The sequence below is a fragment of the Rhodococcus sp. NPDC060086 genome (assembly GCF_042730275.1).
Classification (GTDB): domain Bacteria; phylum Actinomycetota; class Actinomycetes; order Mycobacteriales; family Mycobacteriaceae; genus Rhodococcus.
The window spans coordinates 76,525-97,264 of sequence record NZ_JBHWWZ010000014.1 but is presented as its reverse complement, the minus strand read 5'-3'; the positions used below and the strand labels follow the sequence as shown (position 1 = coordinate 97,264).

General features: G+C 66.4%; 16 protein-coding genes. 9 read left to right on the top strand and 7 right to left on the bottom strand.

What is annotated here, in order from left to right; genetic code table 11:
• Positions 1–30: 30 nt before the first annotated feature.
• The 3 genes from ACFWB0_RS11330 to rph all read left to right on the top strand — a co-directional run bounded on the left by ACFWB0_RS11330 (position 31) and on the right by rph (position 4,301).
• A complete protein-coding gene (locus ACFWB0_RS11330; RefSeq protein ID WP_378490533.1) occupies positions 31–486 on the top strand; it encodes a cupin domain-containing protein in 456 nt (151 codons plus the stop codon).
• Between the two features lie 121 nt (positions 487–607).
• Complete coding sequence (locus ACFWB0_RS11325) at positions 608–1,507, top strand: alpha/beta hydrolase fold domain-containing protein (protein WP_378490532.1); 900 nt, start codon at positions 608–610, stop codon at positions 1,505–1,507.
• Positions 1,508–1,685: 178 nt separating this feature from the next.
• Positions 1,686–4,301, top strand: coding sequence for a rifamycin-inactivating phosphotransferase (gene rph / locus ACFWB0_RS11320; RefSeq protein ID WP_378490531.1), 2,616 nt, complete (start codon positions 1,686–1,688; stop codon positions 4,299–4,301).
• A gap of 45 nt (positions 4,302–4,346) precedes the next feature.
• Here rph and ACFWB0_RS11315 read toward each other — a convergent pair whose 3' ends face one another.
• On the bottom strand, positions 4,347–4,946 hold the full coding sequence (locus tag ACFWB0_RS11315; RefSeq protein ID WP_378490530.1) for a DJ-1/PfpI family protein: 600 nt from the start codon (positions 4,944–4,946) through the stop codon (positions 4,347–4,349).
• A gap of 53 nt (positions 4,947–4,999) precedes the next feature.
• Complete coding sequence (locus tag ACFWB0_RS11310) at positions 5,000–5,374, bottom strand: winged helix-turn-helix transcriptional regulator (RefSeq protein WP_378490529.1); 375 nt, start codon at positions 5,372–5,374, stop codon at positions 5,000–5,002.
• A 144-nt stretch (positions 5,375–5,518) separates the two neighbouring features.
• Here ACFWB0_RS11310 and ACFWB0_RS11305 point away from each other — a divergent pair, with 144 nt between their 5' ends.
• The 4 genes from ACFWB0_RS11305 (at position 5,519) to ACFWB0_RS11290 (ending at position 10,588) form a co-directional block, all read left to right on the top strand.
• Entirely contained in the window at positions 5,519–6,367 is an 849-nt protein-coding gene (locus ACFWB0_RS11305; RefSeq protein WP_378490528.1) for an SDR family oxidoreductase, read from the top strand.
• A 41-nt stretch (positions 6,368–6,408) separates the two neighbouring features.
• Positions 6,409–6,867 carry an NUDIX domain-containing protein gene (locus ACFWB0_RS11300; protein ID WP_378490527.1) on the top strand — a complete coding sequence of 153 codons (459 nt, stop codon included), beginning with the start codon at positions 6,409–6,411 and terminating at the stop codon, positions 6,865–6,867.
• A 62-nt stretch (positions 6,868–6,929) separates the two neighbouring features.
• Positions 6,930–9,425 carry an aminopeptidase N gene (gene pepN, locus ACFWB0_RS11295; RefSeq protein ID WP_378490526.1) on the top strand — a complete coding sequence of 832 codons (2,496 nt, stop codon included), beginning with the start codon at positions 6,930–6,932 and terminating at the stop codon, positions 9,423–9,425.
• An 8-nt stretch (positions 9,426–9,433) separates the two neighbouring features.
• The gene (locus ACFWB0_RS11290) at positions 9,434–10,588 is read left to right on the top strand and encodes an integrase (protein WP_378490525.1); all 1,155 of its coding nucleotides are present in this window, start codon (positions 9,434–9,436) and stop codon (positions 10,586–10,588) included.
• A gap of 9 nt (positions 10,589–10,597) precedes the next feature.
• Here ACFWB0_RS11290 and ACFWB0_RS11285 read toward each other — a convergent pair whose 3' ends face one another.
• Entirely contained in the window at positions 10,598–12,088 is a 1,491-nt protein-coding gene (locus tag ACFWB0_RS11285; RefSeq protein ID WP_378490524.1) for a glycosyltransferase family 39 protein, read from the bottom strand.
• Between the two features lie 211 nt (positions 12,089–12,299).
• On the opposite strand from ACFWB0_RS11285, the gene ACFWB0_RS11280 reads away from it, so the two are divergent.
• Entirely contained in the window at positions 12,300–14,684 is a 2,385-nt protein-coding gene (locus ACFWB0_RS11280) for a phosphoketolase (RefSeq protein WP_378490523.1), read from the top strand.
• 12 nt (positions 14,685–14,696) lie between these two features.
• Here ACFWB0_RS11280 and ACFWB0_RS11275 read toward each other — a convergent pair whose 3' ends face one another.
• The 4 genes from ACFWB0_RS11275 to ACFWB0_RS11260 form a co-directional block, all read right to left on the bottom strand.
• A complete protein-coding gene (locus tag ACFWB0_RS11275) occupies positions 14,697–15,491 on the bottom strand; it encodes an HAD family hydrolase (RefSeq protein WP_378490522.1) in 795 nt (264 codons plus the stop codon).
• A 14-nt stretch (positions 15,492–15,505) separates the two neighbouring features.
• Positions 15,506–17,917 carry a glycoside hydrolase family 65 protein gene (locus ACFWB0_RS11270; RefSeq protein WP_378490521.1) on the bottom strand — a complete coding sequence of 804 codons (2,412 nt, stop codon included), beginning with the start codon at positions 17,915–17,917 and terminating at the stop codon, positions 15,506–15,508.
• 41 nt (positions 17,918–17,958) lie between these two features.
• Positions 17,959–18,774: a trehalose-phosphatase gene (gene otsB, locus ACFWB0_RS11265; RefSeq protein ID WP_378490520.1), complete on the bottom strand. Its 816-nt coding sequence runs from the start codon at positions 18,772–18,774 to the stop codon at positions 17,959–17,961.
• A gap of 65 nt (positions 18,775–18,839) precedes the next feature.
• On the bottom strand, positions 18,840–19,913 hold the full coding sequence (locus ACFWB0_RS11260) for a helix-turn-helix domain-containing protein (RefSeq protein ID WP_378490538.1): 1,074 nt from the start codon (positions 19,911–19,913) through the stop codon (positions 18,840–18,842).
• 127 nt (positions 19,914–20,040) lie between these two features.
• On the opposite strand from ACFWB0_RS11260, the gene ACFWB0_RS11255 reads away from it, so the two are divergent.
• A complete protein-coding gene (locus ACFWB0_RS11255; protein ID WP_378490519.1) occupies positions 20,041–20,502 on the top strand; it encodes a 6,7-dimethyl-8-ribityllumazine synthase in 462 nt (153 codons plus the stop codon).
• Positions 20,503–20,740: the final 238 nt, after the last annotated feature.

The window sequence follows — 20,740 nt, the reverse complement described above, 5'->3', positions numbered from 1 at the left end:
TGGGTCGCGCGGGCGGTAACGTCCCTGGCCATGAGACGACCCACGCGTGGTGTGCTCGCGGCGATCGTCATCGCAGGTTCTGTCGCGGTGCCCGGGTGGGCCCACGCCACCCCGAGCGCGGGAATCTCGGGCGTGACATGGGTGGACATCGAGGTTCCACCGAACCTTCTACCGTTCGTGCCCGACGGGGTGCACGCCGTGGCGCGCGAGATCACCATCGACCCGGGTGGAACGACAGGGTGGCACTACCACGACGGGCCCGTTCTCGGCATCGTCCGGGCGGGCACGCTCACACATCCCGGAGCGGATTGCGCGCCGGTGATCTACGACGCGGGTGAGGTGATCGACGAACCCGCGGGGGCCGACCACATGCACGAGGGCCGCAATGCAGGGACGGTGCCGGTGATACTCGACGTCGTGTATCTCACGCCGATCGGAGCGCCGTTGTTCGAGGATGCGCCGGCCCCCGCATGCGCCGCGATCTGAACCGGCCGTCGAGGGCGTCCGCGACCTTCCCCATGGATCTAGAGTGGGCACCGACGCCGGGAAGGGAGCAGATCGCGCTGCCCGGCTCCACCTTCGACCACAGGAGGACACGTTGCCGAGCGTGCCGAGTCGTCTACTGCCCACGGTCATCAAAGCGATGCGCCGAAACCGCAACTACCTCGACCCGGCCACCGCGCGCGACCACCTGAAGGACGTCTCACTCCGACCGCGACCCTACGGGCCGCCTGCCCGGTTGCGCCGCGACGTGACAGTGACCATCGACCGGAGCGGACAGTGGCCGATCTACACGATCACCCCCGCCGCGGGAGAACCCCACGGCAACACCGTCTACGTTCACGGCGGCGGGTGGGTCAACGAAATCGTCTCGCAGCATTGGCATCTCGCGGCACAGATCGCCGCGGAGGCGCAGACGACCGTCACGGTGCCGATCTATCCGCTGGTGCCGTTCGGTACCGCCGGGCAGGTCGTCCCGGCGATCGCCGAACTCGTCCGGGCCAACCACGACCTGCACGCCACCGTGTGCCTGGCCGGTGACTCCGCGGGCGGGCAGATCGCGCTCTCGGCCGCAATCGCGCTGCGCGACGAGCACGCGCTGATACTGCCGCGCACGGTACTCATCTCGGCGGCGCTCGACCTGTCCCTGTCCAACCCCGAAATCGATGACGTCCAACCCACCGACCCGTGGCTCGCCCGCGAGGGCACCCGCGTGTTCATCGACCACTGGCGGCGCGACCTCGCCCTCGACCACCCCTGGGTCAGCCCACTCGCCGCCGACCTACACGGACTCGGACCACTCACCGTGTTCATCGGCACCCGCGACATCATCTACCCCGACACACGCCTGGTCGTCGAGAAAGCGACGACCGCAGGCGTCGACGTCGACTATCACACCGGCGACGGGCTTCTGCACGTCTACCCGCTCACTCCCACACCCGAGGGGAGAGTCGCCCGCAGTATCATCGTCGACCGACTTCGGGCACGACGACCCGTGCAGCCCTGACCTGGGTGTTCAGGCGCCTACGGGCACTCAGCGATGAGGATCGTTCGGGACTGTGGCACTTGCCTGCGACTTCCTCGTCCCCCTTTCACGTTATACACGATCGGTGCCGCTCATGAGGCCCGGAAAATTGGTCCATACTCGCCTCTCGCATACCGAGACCACAGGTCAGGAGCAGGGAATGGGCTATGTGCTGGGCTTCGACGAGGTCGACCGCACAAATATCGCAGAGGTCGGAGGAAAGGGCGCGAACCTCGGAGAATTGACGCGCCTCGCAGGCATCCAGGTGCCGGACGGCTTCTGCGTGACGACGGAGGCCTACCGCCGGGTCATGACCGACGCACCGCAGATCGACGCGCTGCTCGAACGACTCTGGGAGCTCGACGAGCGCGACCGCGAAGGAATCCGAGCCTCGAGCGCCGACATCCGCCGCGCGATCGAACAATGCGCGATCCCCGACGAGGTGGCGGCCGCGATCGTCGGCGCACACGCTGAACTCGGCGAACACGGCGCATATGCCGTCCGCTCGAGCGCGACCGCCGAGGACCTCCCGAACGCCTCCTTCGCCGGCCAACACGACACCTACCTCAACATCGTCGGAGCGCAGGAGATCCTCCAGCACGTCAGCCGGTGCTGGGGTTCATTGTTCACCGAACGCGCCGTCACCTACCGGCTGCGGAACGGGTTCGACCACCGCACGATCCGGATGGCGGTGATCGTGCAGCACATGGTGTTCCCGCAGGCGTCCGGGATCCTCTTCACCGCAGACCCCATCACCTCCGATCGCACCGTCGTCTCCATCGACGCCGGATTCGGATTCGGCGAAGCTCTCGTCTCCGGCCTGGTCGACGCGGACGTCTACACAGTGCGCCGCGGTGAAGTCACGGACAGGGCCGTGGCGAGACAAGAACTCGCCCTCGAGGCAGAACCCACAGGCGGAACGAGAATTCGGTCCCTCGCACCCGAGCAGCAGAACCGGCCGGTGCTCACCGATGCGCAGGCAGTGCGGCTCGCGCAGCTCGGTCGCGACATCGAAGCCCACTTCGGAAGTCCCCAGGACATCGAATGGTGCCTCGTCGACAACGAAATCCGGATCGTCCAAAGCCGGCCGATCACCACACTCTTCCCGATCCCGGAAGCAGCCGACGACGCCAACCGCGTGTACGTGTCGGTCGGTCACCAGCAGATGATGACCGACGCCATGACACCGCTGGGGCTGTCCGTGTGGCAGATGACGAGCACGGCGCCCATGCGCGACGCCGGAGGCCGGCTGTTCGTCGACGTCACCGAACGATTGGCATCACCCACCGCGCGCGCCGGCCTGGTGGCGGCGCTCGGCAGTTCCGAACCACTCGTCGGCGATGCATTGTGCACCCTCGTCGACCGCGGCTTCGTTCCGACCGTCCCGGACACCGATCCGGTCGAGGCGCCGACCGACGGTGCCGCACCCGCGCCGATCCCGCCCGACGAGGCACTCGTCACCGAACTGATCGCCGACAGCGAAGCCTCCACCGCAGCCTTGACCCGCGACATCCGCACCCGAACAGGGCCTGCGCTGCTCGAGTTCATAGCCGACGACATCGGGGAACTCCGACGGATCCTGTTCGCGCCGAAGAGCTACCGAGCGATCATGGCCTCATTGGACGGCGCAACCTGGCTGCGCGACCACCTCGAGGAGTGGTTGGGGGAGAAGCACGCGGTCGACACCCTCACCCAATCCGTTCCCCACAACATCACCTCCGAGATGGGCCTCGAGCTGCTCGACGTGGCCGACGTGATCCGGCCGAATCCGGAGGTCGTCTCCTTCCTCCGCCGTGTCGAGGACGCCGGAATCGACGAGGTGCACTTCCTCGACGCATTGGCCACGGTCCCCGGTGGGCGAGAAGCCCGCGCTGCCATCGACTCCTTCCTCGGCAAGTACGGGATGCGCTGCGTCGGAGAAATCGATATCACCAGGCCTCGATGGTGCGAGCACCCTACCGCGCTCGTCCCCACCCTCCTCGGCAACGTCGCAAACTTTGCGCCGGGGGCCGCTCGTCGACGTTTCGACGACGGACTGCGCGCGGCACAGCAGAAGGAACACGAGGTGCTCGAGCGGCTGCGCGCACTGCCGGACGGCGCGCGCAAGGCGGACGAGACCAAGGAAATGATCGACCGCGTCCGCGCGTTCGCGGGGTACCGCGAGTATCCGAAATACGGAATGGTCTGCCGCTACTTCGTCTACAAGCAGGCACTCCTCGGCGAAGCCGAGCGCCTCGTCGGGGCCGGTGTGCTTCGGCGAGCGGACGACATCTTCTACCTGCGTTTCGACGAACTCCGCGAGGTCGTACGCACACAACACGCCTCCGCCGAGCTCATCCGTGAACGACAAGAGGCGTTTCGCTCGTACCGGCTTCTCACACCGCCACGCGTACTCACCTCGGACGGCGAGACCGTCACCGGTGTGTATCGCCGAGACGACCTTCCCACCGGAGCACTACCCGGCCTCGCGGTATCCGCGGGGGTCGTCGAAGGACGCGCCCGCGTGGTCGCCGACATCGCGCGGGCCGATCTCGACGCGGGCGACATCCTGATCACCGCGTACACCGATCCGAGCTGGACGCCACTGTTCGTCGCGATCGCCGGCCTGGTCACCGAGGTGGGCGGACTGATGACCCACGGTGCGGTGATCGCGAGGGAGTACGGTGTGCCCGCCGTCGTCGCGGTGCCCGATGCCACCCGGGTGATTCGCGACGGGCAACGAATCCGGGTGAACGGAACGGACGGGTACGTCGAGATCCTGTCGGACGAGACATGACATGACACGGCAAGAAACGCAGATGCGCCTGTCCGACAGGGAAGTTCAGTCGACGGCGTGAACCTTCTGCCAGTGGTAGTCCATCTGCCGCGCGACGCGGAGCGCGAGGGCATCGTCGACCAGCGATACCAGGTGCAGGGCGAGGTCGATGCCCGCAGAGATTCCCGCGGAAGTGTAGACGCCACGGTCGTGCACCCACCGCGGTTCGGTCAACACGGTCAGGTCGGGGAAACGACGTGCCAGTTCGGCCTGGTCCTCCCAGTGTGTGGTGACGCGATGATCGGTCACCACGCCCGCTGCGGCGAGCAGAAACGCGCCCGTGCACACCGACGCCACCACGGGAGCGGAGGATCGCGCCGCGATCCAGGACACGACGGCATCGTCGTGCTCGACCCGATCGGTGACACCGCCGGGGACCAGAAGAACATCCAAGTGTGGGGCGTCGGCGATCGACACGTCCGTCTGTACCCGCAGGCCTCCACGCGCGGTGATCGTCGACCACTCGGGGTAGGCGGACACCAGGACGGCTCCGGCGACGTCGGTCGGGCTCAGGCGTGCGGCCACGGAGAACACCTCGAACGGGCCGAACGCGTCGAGCACCTCGACGTCGTCGAACAGGAGGATGCCGTAGCGGATCGGTGTCACGTCAGCATTGTAAGGGCGTGGTCGCGGGACCCCGCCCGTCGAGCTGCCAACTCTCAGTGCGCGCGATCGTGCTCGATCTGCGCCGCGAGGATCTCGGGCACGCTGTCCTCCACGAGGAACAGGAGGGTGAGGAGCGGAGTGACGATGCGGTGCCCCAGGTCGGTGAGCGAGTACTCGACGTGCGGGGGGATGGTCGTGAGAACCTCGCGGTGCACCAGGCCGTCGCGTTCGAGGGTCTGCAGGGTTTGCGAGAGCATCCGTTCGCTGATGCCGTCGACGTGGCGGCGTAGTTCGGAGAAGCGGTGGGTCTTCTCGGACAGCGCCGCGAGGACGAGGGCACCCCAGCGTCCGGTGATGTTCTGAAGCACCGGACGGGACGCGCAGTCGCGCGCGAAGACATTGGCTTCGGGGAGGTCGGCGGTGCTCATGGCTGCCCATTTTACCTCGCGAACCTTGAAGAAGCACTGAGGAAAATGTTGCACTATCGAAAAGTAAGCGTATAACTAGTGGGGAAGTTGAAGCATCAACAGTTCGCGCGCTTCGGCGAGCGGACCCAACACGAGGAGACACACATGACCATCGCCGTGACCGGAGCTGCCGGACACCTCGGCCGCCTGTCCATTACCGCACTGCAGGAACGCGGCGTCGCCGCCGCCGACATCGTCGCAATCGTCCGTGACACCGCCAAAGCCGCCGATCTCGCCGCCACCGGCGTTCAGGTCCGTGCAGCCGACTACACTGATCCGGCTGCGCTCCGCGAGGCCCTCACCGGCGTCGACAAGCTGCTCCTCATCTCCGGTAGCGAGGTCGGCCGGCGCCTGCCGCAGCACACCAACATCATCGAGGCAGCCAAGGCCGCCGGAGTCGGATCCATCGCCTACACCTCGGTCCTGGCCGCGGACACCAGCCCCTTGGCGCTCGCCGCCGAACACAAGGCCACCGAAGAACTGCTCGCCCAGTCCGGAATCGCCCACACACTGCTGCGCAACGGCTGGTACTGGGAGAACTACGAGACGGCCGTCGACACGGCCAGGGCCACCGGCGCACTGTTCGGCGCGGCCGGCACCGGGCGCGTCGCCGGAGCCGCACGCAAGGACTTCGCCGATGCTGCCGCCGTCGTTCTCACCACCGACGGCCACGACGGCGTCACCTACGAACTCGGCGGCGACCAGCACCTCACCTACGCCGACATCGCCGACGTGCTCTCCCGTGCTATCGGCACCGCCGTCACCTACAAGGACCTGCCGCAGGCGGAGTACGCCACCATGCTCGAGGGCGCTGGAGTGCCGGCGCCATTCGCTCGGATCCTCGCCGACTCCGATGCCGGAATCGCTGCAGGGGTACTCGACACCGATCGCGACGACCTGCGACGCCTCACCGGACGTCCCTCCACGCCGTTGGCGGATGTCCTCGGCGCCTGACACTCAGCGCACCTGGAAGAGCACACCTGAATACTGAGTCGATGTCCACACCCCGGAGACGCGTCGCCGCCTACGTGATCCGCCACCGCGCGGGCCCTGAACTGCTCGTGTTCGACCACGTCGGTATTCCTGACGCGGGCACCCAGATCCCGGCCGGAGGTATCGAACCAGGGGAGGACTCACACGCAGCCGCGCTCCGGGAGGTCACCGAAGAAACCGGACTCGACACCTGCACCGTGATCGGGGTGGTCGGCATCGATCACCGACCGCACCCGATCACCGGGCAACCACGCCACACCCATGTCCTCCACCTCCGCGTACCCGACGATGCTCCCGACACCTGGACCCACACCGTCCGCGGCACCGGCACCGGCACCGACACCGGACTGCAGTTCGCGTGCCACTTCGTGCCGCTACCACTGCCCGAACCGCTCGCCGACGAGCAGGATCTGTTCCTCGGCCACCTCGATCCGGACTGGACGACCCTGACCCGCCGATAACCGGACCCGCCGACACACGCACACCGACCAGAAACCGGTGCGGGGATGGCAGGATCGGATCCGTGAGTTCCGCGAACCTTGCCCGAGCCGAAACCGCCGCGCGCGCCCGCGCTCTCGACGTGCACTCCTACCACGTCGAACTCGACCTGCGCGGCGCCGTCGACCAAGACCGCACCGGCTTCCCCACGGTGACCACGATCGAGTTCACCGCTTCCACACCGGAGACCTGGGTCGACTTCCTCGGGGACTCGGTCGAATCCGTCACCGTCAACGGCGACCTGATCCCCGTGGTCTACGACGGCGCACGGATCAGTATCAGCGGACTCCGCGAAATCAACGTCGTCACCATCGTCGCCACCGGCCGATACAGCAGGTCGGGGGAGGGCCTGCATCGTTTCCTCGACCCGGTCGACGGCGAAACGTACCTCTACACCCAGTACGAACCCGCCGACGCCCGCCGCGTCTTCGCCTGTTTCGAACAACCCGATCTCAAGGGCGCATTCACATTCGTCGTCACCGCACCCGCACACTGGCAGGTGGTCTCCAACCAAGCCGTCGATCACCGGCAGCGCGGCGGCGACAACCAGACCGTCACGTTCGCCCCGACCCTGCCGATCTCCACCTACATCACCGCTATCGTCGCCGGGCCCTACCATCGCGTCGACTCCTCGTGGACCAGGGGAGAACTCACCGTGCCGCTGCGCGTGCTGTGCCGCGCCTCGCTCGCCGAACACCTCGACGCCGACGAGATTCTCCAGGTCACCACCGAAGGTCTCGACTTCTACGCCGAACACTTCGACTACCCGTACCCGTTCGGCAAGTACGACCAGGTGTTCGTTCCCGAATACAACCTCGGCGCCATGGAGAACCCCGGCTGCGTCACCTTCACCGAGGCCTACGTCTTCCGCGGTGCCGCCACCGAAGCCCAGTACCAGGGCCGCGCCAACACGATCCTGCACGAGATGGCGCACATGTGGTTCGGCGACCTGGTCACCATGAAGTGGTGGGACGATCTGTGGCTCAAAGAATCTTTCGCCGACTACATGGGATCGCTCGTCAGCGCCGAGGCCACGAAATACACCGACGCCTGGGTCGCGTTCGCCAACCGCCGCAAGGCCTGGGCGTACCTGCAGGACCAACTCCCCACCACCCACCCCATCGTCGCCGACATCGTCGACCTCGAAGCCGCCAAACTCAACTTCGACGGCATCACCTACGCCAAGGGCGCCAGCGTCCTCAAACAACTCGTCGCCTACGTCGGCCGCGACGCCTTCCTCGAAGGATCCCGTCGCTACTTCCGAGCCCACGCCTACGGCAACACCACCCTCGATGATCTCCTCACCGAACTGTCCGCAACTTCCGGCCGCGACCTCACCGAATGGGCGCGCGCGTGGCTGCAGACCTCCGGTGTCTCCACCTTGGTCCTCGAACCCGCAGGCGACGGCCGCTACGACATCCTGCAGACCGACCCGCGACCCCACCGCCTCGCGGTCGGCTGCTACGACCGCGATCCCGCCGGCGACCTCGTGCGCATCCACCGCATCGAGGTCGACGTCGCCGACGCCCGCACCCGGCTCGAACTGCCCGACGCACCACTGATCCTGCTCAACGACGACGACCTCACCTACGCCAAGATCCGCCTCGACGAACGCTCCCTGACCACCGTCGAATCCGCACTCGACCGGGTCCGCGACCCCCTCGCACGCGGTCTCATCTGGTCGGCACTGTGGAACGCGACCCGCGACGGTGAACTCACCGCCAGCCGCTACATCGCGATGGCGAGACGCTTTTCGACGAACGAACCGAACCTCGCGCTGCTCACCGCTGTCCTCGCCAACGCTCCCGCCGCCATCGAGCATTACCTTCCTCCGGCAGCCCGACCCGACGCGCGCGCAGCGTGGCTCGACGCCGTCTGGCACGGACTCGAGATTGCGGAACCCGGCAGCGGCGCCCAACTCGCGTTCGCCCGCGCTGTCGGCGCAGCCGCCACCATGGACGCCCACCGTGCCGCCGACCTCCGGGCACTCCTCGACGGCATCACACCCGCCCCCTCGGGACTTGCACTGGACGCCGATCTGCGATGGACCTGGTGGACGGCGCTCACCGCTACCGGATTCGCCGACAAGCCCGACCTCGACGACGAACTGAGCCGCGACGACACCGCCACCGGCCGCACCGCGCACCTGCGGGCCATGACGGCCCGCCCTCGTGCCGAAGTGAAAGCCCACGCGTGGGCGGCCATCTTCGCCGATCACACCCTGACCAACGACCACCTCGACGCCACCATCGGCGGTTTCCACGCCGGCGCGCGCCGCGATCTGACCGGCCCTTACGACCACGACTACTTCGCGGTCCTGCGCGACACCTGGTCCGAACGCAGCATCGAGATCGCCCGCCGCATCGTCCTCGGGCTGTTCCCCGCGACCGACACCCTCGACCAGGTCGACGCGTGGCTCGAGTCGAACACCGACGCACCCGGCGCACTGCGCCGCCTCGTCGTCGAGCAACGCGACCACCTCGCCCGCGATCTGCGCGTCCAACAGGTCAGCGAGGCCTGACCGATCCCATGAGCACCGAACACGTTCCCGAGGTCGTCGTCCCGGCAGACCTCGCCCACCACACCCCGCACCCCCCGGACACCATCGCCGACGCCATGCGCCGGCTACGGGACAAGGCCGCCTCCGACAACACCCGTGTCGCACAACTGAACGACTGGGACACCTACACCCGCTGGTGCCAGAGCACCGGCCACAGCCCCCTCCCGGCGACACCCGACCAGATCTCCTGGTTCGTCACCGAGAAATCGGTCGAAGTCCGCGCCGACGGCCGCTACGCCTATGCGCCGTCGACGCTGTCGCGCTGGGTATCGACGATCAACAAGATGCACTCCCTGGCCGGACACCCGAAACCCGGACACCATGAATCGGTCCGCGAACTCCTCCGCGGAATCCGCCGTGACCGAGCCACACCGCCCGCCCGGCGGACCCCGCTGCTCACCGATGACATCCGCACGATCCTCACCCACATGCGCGCCGACGCCGCGGCCGCAGGCTGGGCCGAACGCGCCGCCGAACGCCGCGACGCCGCCCTGCTGCTCATGGGTCTCGCCGGGGCACTGCGCCGTTCCGAACTGACTGCTCTGACCGTCGTCGACGTCGTCCCTCACCGCGCCGACGGCCTCTACGTCACCGTCCGCCGATCCAAAACAGACCGCGATGCGCGTGGCCGCACCGTGACCCTCCCACACGGACACGACCCGCACACCTGCCCGGTGTGCGCGTATCGGCGCTGGCGGGAAGTACTCGACACCTGGGACGCCGGAGGCAGACCCGCGGTCGCGGCGCTGCTCGAACACGGCGACGAGGGGCCGGTGCAGCATTGCTGCCGGGGCCTCGCTGCCGGAGCCAAAGCGGGCGGTCACCGTGCGCTGTTCCGGCCGGTCCACCGCACCGGGTCGCTCGGCGCCGAAGCGTTGTCCGGACAATCCGTGCATTCGATGATCCAGCGCCGCGCCCGCCGCGCCGGATTCAGCGACGAACTCGTCGCGACCCTCGGCGGACACAGCCTGCGCGCCGGATTCGTCACCCAGGCCGTGCGGGGCGGCGCCACCACTCAGACGATCATGACGCAGACCGGGCACGCCGACGAACGCATGGTCGCGCTGTACAGCCGCCAGCACGCGGGCCTCGTCGCCAACGCCGTCACCCGCCTCGGACTGTGAACCTTCGAATCAGCCCACCCGCAAGGTCTGCACCTGTGGCCAGATCTCGTTCCACGGCATGGTGCGGCCCGACAGCAGCCACACACCGGTATCGATCTCGTCGCTCACGGGCCCGCGTAGCTGCGTGACCTCGGTGAAGAAGGGAGCGAGTGTCGACGGGTCGGTCCCGGCGAACAGGACCTCGGTCCGCGAGTCGTCGGGTAGTGGGAAATACCCGTAGGCACGGTTCGGGCTGTGGGCCGGTGGCAGATCGACAGTCGCCGCGTATCCGTCGAGATAGGCGGCGATGATGTACGACTGGCCGATCACCGCGATACGGTCACGATCGTCGGACAGTTCCCGGTACGCGCCGGCTGTGCTCTCCGCGATCCGTTCACCCACATCACTGTTGGAGATCCCCACCGACGTCGCGAGCACCACCCCGGCGATGAGTGCACTGATCGCGAACGCCGGCCACGCCGTCCAACTCCAGCGGTGCAGACCCCGTTCGCGTCGCCGCTGCAATCCCACCGCCCCGACTGCGATGAGCGCGCCGTGGAACCCGGCGAGATAGTAGGGCCGCCCTGCGGTGACCGTGAAGACGATCAGCAAGGCAAGGAAGGCGACCGCAAGAAACCGATAGTGGCGGAACTCCCGATCGCGCAGCAACCACCACAACCCGAGCAGGACGAGCACCGTGCCCGCCGCACCGGCCCACACCAGCATTTGAATCGTGACCGAAGCCCGGCCTCCGTACAGCACCTCTGCTTCCTCGGCAACGATCTCGGACATCAGCAACTGCGGCCAGCCGTGGCGCGCCTGCCACACCAGGGTCGGTGCGGTGATCACGGCTCCGACTGCCACACCGGCCCAGAACATCGGTCGCCGTAACACTTCACGCGGCCCGCACACCAGCACAGCGACCACCAGCGCCGCACACAACAACATGACCTGAAACTTCGTCTCCGCGGCGATCCCCGCCACCACACCGACAAACAAGAGCAACCGGTCGTCGCGGAGCCGCACCCACCGGACGAACAACCACAACAGAAGCAACCACTGCACCGGCTCGAGAGTGTACGGCGTGAGCCAATGCCCGAACAACGCCGCCGAAATCGACGTCGCCTGCGCCGCCGCAGTGATGCCCTGCGCCCGCCGATCCCCGCCGAGTTCGCGCGCGATCAGCGCCGCCACGACCACCGCCGCGACCGTCGCCACGATGGGCACAAATCTCAGAACCAGGATCGAACCCGGCGCAACGACATCCGACACCCGCGCCAGCAGCGGCGCGACCGGCGGCTGATCGGCAGATCCCCAGTCCAGGTGATCGCGGCCGATCGCGAGCATGTACACCTCGTCGAACCAGTAGCCGTCACCACCCACCACCGCCGCCACCAGATGAGCGACCGCGACGACCGCCGCGATCGGCCACACGACGCGGCCCGCAAACGAGTGCACCTGCTCGTGCACGAAGGACGCAGCGCCATCTGTGCGCTGTTCTGCTGCTCGGGCCCACGCCATGGGCACTCAACTCCCGAAGCTGCTCGATCCGTGCGAGTGTCTACGGCCACGCCGCGCAGGCGCGACCGGCCTCCTCACGGGCCACCCACCGATGAATCCGAGATCGACGAGTGAGACGCCTGTGTGGTGGGTACCGTTCTTCCAGAGGGTACGCGCTCGAGCCGATCGTGCAGCACGTCGTCACGGGCGGTCGCCGACAACGAGGAGCCCGATGCAGATCTCCGACACCGCTGACTCCAGCGCCCTGACCGGCGACGGTCTCGATGAACTCGATGCATGGTGGCGTGCCGCCAACTACCTGTCGGTCGGGCAGATATACCTCATGGACAACCCTCTCCTGAGGGAACCGCTGCGTCCCGAACACATCAAACCGCGTCTACTCGGCCACTGGGGCACCACCCCGGGACTCAACTTCATCTATGCGCACCTCAACCGCGCGATCCTCGCCCGGGACCTCGACATGATGTACGTCATGGGCCCCGGCCACGGCGGACCTGGACCGGTCGCCGCAGCGTGGCTCGAAGGCACCTACAGTGAAATTTATCCCGACGTCTCCCAGGACGAATCGGGCATGCGCCGCCTGTTCACCCAATTCTCCTTCCCCGGCGGCATACCCAGCCACGTGGCTCCGGAGACCCCCGGGTCCATCCACGAAGGAGGCGAACTCGGGTATTCACTATCCCACGCATATGGCGCCGCGTTCGACAACCCCGGCCTCGTGGTCGCAGCAGTCATCGGAGACGGCGAAGCAGAAACCGGACCGCTCGCCGCGAGCTGGCATTCCAACAAATTCGTCGATCCGCGCCGCGACGGGGCCGTACTTCCGATCCTGCACCTCAACGGATACAAAATCGCCAACCCCACGCTTCTCGACCGCATCGGCGACGACGAACTCGAATCACTGCTCCGCGGATACGGGCACGAACCCATCGTCGTCTCCGGTCAGGACCCGGACTACATGCACCGGCACTTTGCCGACGCGCTCGACCGCAGCCTCGACCGCATCGCCGAGATCCAGCAAGAGGCACGACAATCCGGTCGCAGCGACCGACCCGTGTGGCCGATGATCGTGCTGCGTTCCCCGAAGGGCTGGACCGGACCGGTCGAGGTCGACGGACTCCCCATAGAAGGGACGTGGCGGGCACATCAAGTGCCCTTCGCGAACGCCCGCGACAACGACGAACACCGGCGCATCCTCGAACACTGGCTGCGCAGTTACCGGCCCGACGAATTGTTCGACGACCATGGAACGCCGATACCGGCCGTCCGTCACCTGCACCCCGCCGGTACTCGGCGCATGAGCGCCAATCCGCACACCAACGGTGGCCCCGCCGTCCGCGACCTCGCCCTGCCCGACTTCCGCGACCACGCTGTCGCCGTCGACCGACCCGGACACGAACAGGCGGAGGCCACAAAGGTTCTGGGCACCTTCCTTCGCGAAGTCATGCGGTACAACCCGACAACCTTCCGCATGTTCGCACCCGACGAGCACAACTCCAACCGCCTCGGCGACGTCCTCGACGCCACCGATCGCACCTGGAATGCCGACATCCTGCCGACCGACGAACACCTCGCACCCGACGGCCGGGTCATGGAGATCCTGTCGGAACACACCTGCCAGGGATGGCTCGAGGGATACCTGCTGACCGGACGGCACGGATTGTTCTCCTGCTACGAGGCGTTCGTACACATCGTCGACTCGATGGTCAACCAGCATGCCAAATGGCTGCGCACCACCAACCGGATCGAGTGGCGCCGACCGATCCCGTCCCTCAACTATCTCCTCACCTCACATGTGTGGCGGCAGGATCACAATGGGTTCTCCCACCAGGACCCCGGATTCATCGATCACGTCGTCAACAAGAAGTCCGACGTGATCCGCGTCTACCTACCACCGGACGCCAATACGCTGCTCTCGGTGGCCGACCACTGTCTACGCACCCGCCAGTACATCAACGTCATCGTCGCCGGGAAACAACCGGAGCCGCAGTACCTGTCGATCGACGACGCCATTGTTCACTGCACCAAAGGCATCGGGATCTGGGACTGGGCGGGCACCGACCGCGGCGCCGAACCCGATGTGGTGCTCGGCTGCGCAGGCGACGTTCCCACCATGGAAACTCTTGCCGCAGTCGAGATCCTCCACGAGTGGTTTCCCGACCTGTTGATCCGAGTGGTCAACGTCGTCGACCTGATGAGGCTCCAAGACGACAGGGGACACCCGCACGGACTGCCCGACCCCGACTTCGACGCCCTGTTCACCACCGACACACCCGTCGTGTTCGCCTACCACGGGTACCCGTGGCTCATCCACCGGCTCACCTACCGCCGCCGCAACCACGACAACATCCACGTGCGCGGATACATCGAAGAGGGCACCACGACAACCCCGTTCGACATGTGCGTCCTCAACAGGATCGACCGCTTCGATCTGGCGCTGGACGTCATCGACCGCGTCGAACGCATCCGCCCGGTCGCCGCCTACGCCCGCGAGCACCTGAAGAACATGTTGATCAGGCACCGGCAGTACATCCGGGAGCACGGCGAGGACATGCCGGAGATCGCCGACTGGCGCTGGCACGGCCTCAACCCTTGAACAGCCGCAGAGTCAATGTGCGCGCCGCTCCAGCCGTCCGGCGGCGAACGCCTCACGGTCCACATCATCGAGCGAGGTCACGACGAGATCTGCACCCGCCCGTGCCAATTCGTGCTCGTCATCTGCACGCGCCACACCGAGCGCGACCAACGCTCCCGCCTTCGCGGCCTGCACACCACTGACCGCGTCCTCGACCACCACACACCGCTCCGGAGCTACACCGAGTTCGGCGGCCGCGGTGAGAAAAATTTCCGGATCCGGCTTGCCCTTGGCGAAATCGCGACCCGACAGGTCTGCGTCGAACACGTCGAGCAGCGATGTGTCGAGCAAGGATGTGTCGCCACCGCCGAACTCTCCGAGCCGGATCGCCCGTAGGAAGCGGTGCGCATTCTTCGAGGACGACGCCGCGGCGACGGGAATGCCCGCGGCGCGCACCGCCATCACCAACCGAACCCCGTCCGCATATGCGTCGAACCGGGCCTCCTCGATCAACCGGAGCAGCATCGTCTGCTTACGCTCCGCGTACTCGCTCTCACGCTGCTGCGCGTCGGGTACCTCGAAGTACTCGAGGCAGGCCAGTGCTCCCTCGTGCCGAGGTTTCCCCGACAGAACCTCGCGGTAGACCCGCGAGGTGAATGCGTCCGGCGACCATGAGGAACGCTCGGCCGCGTCCTGCCACGGGCCCGTCATGAGCTCCGCCAGCGACTCCCGCCAGGCCGCTTCGTGTGGTGAATCGACGAGAACACCGTCGACGTCGAATATCACACCTGCGAAACCCATTGCGGGCGAACTCTCATCGCGTGTCATGGCGATTCCCTCGCTCAGGCAGGTAGGGGAGTGGTCGGGACACGGAACTCGTGCGATTGCCCCGCTTCGAGCCGCACCGTCTCTCCGTTGACTCCCACCCGCACCGGCACCCGGAACCCCTCGACCTCCGCGAGCACCGACAATGTCTCACCGGAGATCTGCACTCGCAGCGGGGTACCCCGATACCTCATGGAGAACGACACCCCGTCGAGGTGGGGGAGCAGCCGCGGCCGGAACATCAGCACACCGTCGTAGATCCGGGCGCCGACGTAATAGCGCTGTACCAGATCCAGCGTCCCGGCCATGACCCCCATGTGGATGCCCTCCTTGGTGGTGCCGCCCTGCAGATCGCTCACATCACTCTCGAGGGCCACCTTGAACCGCTCCCACGACGACTCGGGATCGAATCCCGCCAGCACACCCGCGTACGCGACGAAACTGAGAGTGGACCCGTGAGAGGAACGCTCGTCGTAGTAGTCGACGGTGCGTCGCACGAGATCCCGGTCGTACTCGTAGCCGAGACGCTCGAAGATCGGCCGCAACTCGTTGTCGTCGAACAGGAAGAACAGCATCACCGCATCCGCCTGCTTGGACACCTTGTACCGATTGGGATCACGCCCCTCGGCCCGCAGAATCCGGTCCATCCGCTGAATGTTCGGATACGACGCGCGATAGTGTTCCCAGTCGATCTCGTCGAGCTTGTCGTAACCCTCGAACTGACTGATGACACCGTCGTGGAACGGCACGAACATCTTGTGGCTCATCTCCGACCAGCGCGCCAGTTCCTCGTCGGTCACCCGCAGGGCCGTCTGCCTGCTCGTCGAAAGCAGTTCGAGCACCTCGATTGCCTTCGACGCGATCCACGCCACCATCACATTCGTGTATGCATTGTTGTGCAGCCCCGGCTCGTCCGATCCGGGGTAGCGCTCATGGAACTCGTCGGGCCCCATCACCCCGTGGATCTCGAATCGATCCAGCTCGGGGTTGTATTCGGCGATCGACGCCCAGAACCGGGTGATCTCGAGCATCATCTCCGCACCGTGGTCGGCCAGGAACTCGAAGTCGTCGGTCGCCTGGTAGTACCGCCACACGTTGTAGAAGATCGCGGCACTGACGTGTCGCTGATGTCGGCTCAGGTCGGGATCCCACAGACCCGACATCGGATTGAGGTGGACCAGCTGGGTCTCCTCGGTACCGTCCGATCCGCTCTGCCACGGGTACATCGCACCCCGGTACCCGGCCTCGGGCGCAGCGGCCTGTGCCTCGGCCAACCGCCGGTACCGATACATGATCAGGCCCTTGGTGACTTCCGGCATCCGCAGATCGAGGAACGGATACACGTACAGCTCGTCCCAGAAGACGTGCCCGCGATACGCCTCGCCGTTGAGCCCCCGCGCCGGGACCCCGGCATCGAGGCGCGACGTGTGACGCGAACACACCTGAAGGACATGCGCGATGTGCAGGCGCAGCAGCAATTGTGTCCGTGGCTCCCGGGGGAGCCGGATATCGCAGATGTCCCACAGCTCTTCCCACGCCGCGGCGTGTTCGAGATGCGCCGCGGCGAAATCGGAATATCGCAGCACATGGCGGCCGGCGGATGCGAGCGGCTCGGTGATCGCGTCATCACGCGAGGTGAACATCGCCACGATCTTCTCGACGCGGATCGTGTGCCCCTCGGTGACGTCCAAGGCCAGGACTTGTTGGATGTAGTCCTCGGTCTGATACAGGTCGCGTTCGACCTCGGTGGGCTCGGTGTCGTTGCCGGAGAACACCCGCGTGCGTGCGGCCTGCGCGATGTAGATGTCCGACTGCCGGATCTGCACTTTCAACGCGATCGTCTCGGGTCCGAACGTGCGGGGCGTGACCGGATCGAGATGGCGACCGACGAGATCGCGGTAGCGGGCGACCGCGCGGTTGGTGACACGGCCGTCGAGTGCCGAGACGATCTCGACGTGGCCGGACCAGTTCTCGGGCGTGAGCGTCCATTGGAGTGCGCCCTGATGCGAATGCGCCATGCTGACGAACCGTCGACTCGTCAGCGAGGTTTCGCGGCCGTTCCGATCGCGGAAGCGGAGTTCGCGGATGACCGTCGCGGTGCGAATGTCATAGACGTGCCGGTACGACAACACCTCGACATTCGACAGCCGGATCGCTTCCTCACCGTCGATACGCAGTTTGAGGACGAGCCAGTTGGGCAGGTTGACCAGATCCTCGTTGAGGACCGGGCTTCCGCCCATGATCGTCGTCTCGCGGTTGTAGCAGCGGTGCGCGTAGGTGCCGGGATAGTGGACCTCGCCCATGTCCTCCCACTCGGCGGTGCCGCGAGTACAGAAGTAGCCGTTGCCCGTTGAGGTCATCGATTCCCGCAGGCCCTCCGCCTCGGGATCGAACCGGTCGTAGTCGAGGGTGAACTCGGGGTCGTACACGGAGTACCTCCTGGCAGTCGAGCCGTTCGGTCACATACTGGTCAACATTCCAATTCGGAGAGGAAGCGTGCCACGTCGTCCACCGACGCGAGCCCGAATTCGGCTGCGGTGACCCTATCTTTCATCTCCGGGTCGTCGGGGCTGCCCACGAGAATCCCGATCCCCGTGCCGCGGAGGGCAGCGAATGCGTCCTCGTCGGTGATGTCGTCGCCGAGGTACATCGGGACGATGTCGTCGGAATCTAGGCCGAGCACATCGATCAGGTGCAGGACTGCCTTGCCCTTGTTCCAGTCGACCGCAGGCCGCAGCTCGTACACCATCTTCCCGGGGATGACCTCGAGGCGATCGGGCATCTCGGCGAGCAATGCGTGGACGATGTCGTGGACGCGCTGACGCTCCTGAGGTGCGGCATTGCGATAGTGCACGGCCACGGAGGCCCGCTTCGGTTCGAGGGTGACCCCGTCGGTGTCGGCGAGTCGGTCGCGCAATGTGGCAGTGGCCTCGGCGACGAGTTCGGTGAAGTCGCCGAGGGAATCAGGGGAGATGGCACCTTGCCCGGGCATCCAGATGTCGAAGCCGTGACTTCCCGCGACGGTGAGGTCGTCGATCCCCATCAACTGCTGGACGACCGCGCGGTCGCGGCCGGTGATGATGCAGACGGGGCAGCGGTCGGCCAAGGCGCGGACGATGGCGCGCATCGTGTCGGACAGGACCGCATCTTCGGGTCGGTCGACGATGGGGGTGAGCACGCCGTCGTAGTCGAGGAATACCGCGGGCCTGCGGCCGCTCGAGCGCTTCCCCAATGCTGCCGAGTCGAGCGCCGAGGTAAGACCCCCGACCGCCGATGTGGAATCCATCCCGGCCGAACCTCCTGTTACGCGTGTACTGCCTCTCCGAACCGTACAGGGACTCGGCGACCCGGTCAGTGGACGGGGCGACGCCAGTGCGCTTCGTCGGCGGTGAGCTGCGCACGCAGATGTTCCGCCGCCTCCTGATTGCGGAACGGGCCGGACAACAGGTCTGCGTAGACGTGCGACGGAGCAACCCTCCGCAGTGCCCCGGAGCGTTCCATTCGGTCGAAGACCACCGGCGACCACGGAATCGCGATCACCACGTCGCCACCGCGATCGACGGGGCGCAATCCCAATGCCCCCGCGAAGTCGTCGGGGTCGTCTGCGTACAGCTCGAGGACGTCGGGTTGTGCGTAGTCGGTGGCGCCGACACCGCTGAGGGCGTAGGTGATGTCGATCCGCTCGGCGAGCTGGTTGCGCACGATATCGAGGCCGTCCGGTGCTGCGAACCGGCGCGTCGCGCACATTTTGCGATCGGCGGCCCAGGCGCGCAGCATCTGTTCCCACCGGACTTCGGTGATGCCACCGCGGGGGATTCGCCGGATGAGCTCGCGTTCCACCAGGACTTCCACCACGCGGTAGGTCGCGCCGGTGGATGCCCCGGAGAGTGTGATCAGCTGGGGCACCGTCATCTCACCGGAGTGGTCGGCGAGGGCACGGACCACACGGTCGGACGGTTCCCCGGTCAGGACACCGGAGGGGCGCCCCGGCCCCCGCCAGGGATCTGCGTCGGCGCCACGATTACGTACCCATACGGCGGGCCGTGACGCGACCAGCGTGAGATTTCCGGTGGCGTCCGCGTAAGAGATGCCGTGCTGGTCGAATTGACGGCGAACAGGATCGGACAGGTAGTGCGCGCACACGAAGCCGCGGTCGGAGTCGGAGAGTTCGGCGACGATGCGCGCGACGTCGCCGCTGAGGACACCCCGCGATGCGACGATCGCGAACGACACCGATTCACCGTCGGGTGCGGTGACAACGAGGCGTTGCGGGGCCTCGGGGGAGCGGGGCCTGTCGCTGGACATCGTCCACCCCAGAGGCAGGCACGCGTCCAGGCACACCGACGCGCGGCGGTAGATGTCGATCGGCCGTTCCGGCTTGGGGCCGGCGGCGGTTTCGGCGGCGTCCGATGGGTCCTGTTGCATCACATCCGTCACACTAACAGTCTGTACAAGACGGAATACCTAGTTAAACGAAATGACGGTGCTGTAACGCGCGTCACGTCGGTACAACCCGCAAAGTGCGGTAGGTGCATGCGCTAACTTCATCGATATGAGTGACACCGCGCGCCGTATCGCGTTCATCCAGGCCACTTGGCACCGCACTATCGTCGACCAGGCGAAGGAAGGCTTCACCGACGAGATCGTTGCCCTGGGTTACGCGAAGGACTCACTCGATTACTTCGAGGTGCCGGGAGCGTTCGAGATTCCGCTGCACGCCCAGCGCCTCGCGCGCTCCGGCCGGTACGACGCGATCGTCGCCGCCGGCCTGGTTGTGGACGGTGGTATCTACCGGCACGACTTCGTGGCGACGGCCGTGATCGACGGCTTGATGCGCGTCCAGCTCGACACGGATGTTCCTGTCTTCTCGATCGTGCTGACCCCGCACCACTTCCACGAGCACGAGGAGCACGTCGGCTACTACACGCGCCACTTCGTCACCAAGGGTGCTGAAGCCGCGCGTGCCGTCGATGCGACGGTGAAGTCCTTGCGGGCACTCCCGGTGGGGGAGTAGCGCTGAGCCCGGGAGTTTTCGCTCCCTCGAATGAGGGGGATTCCCTGGGGGCCGCGAGGGTCTCCCGGGGAATCGGGGGAGTGAGCACCTGATCGAGTCGATGTAGAGAAACGCCCGCGTAGTGCGGGTGAAAGAGGGTCGCCGAGGGTAGTTCGATCCAAACCGCAGCGTGCCTTCAAATATTCTGAACTATACGGAACAACTAGAAAAACAGAATATCTACACCACTTCCCACCTG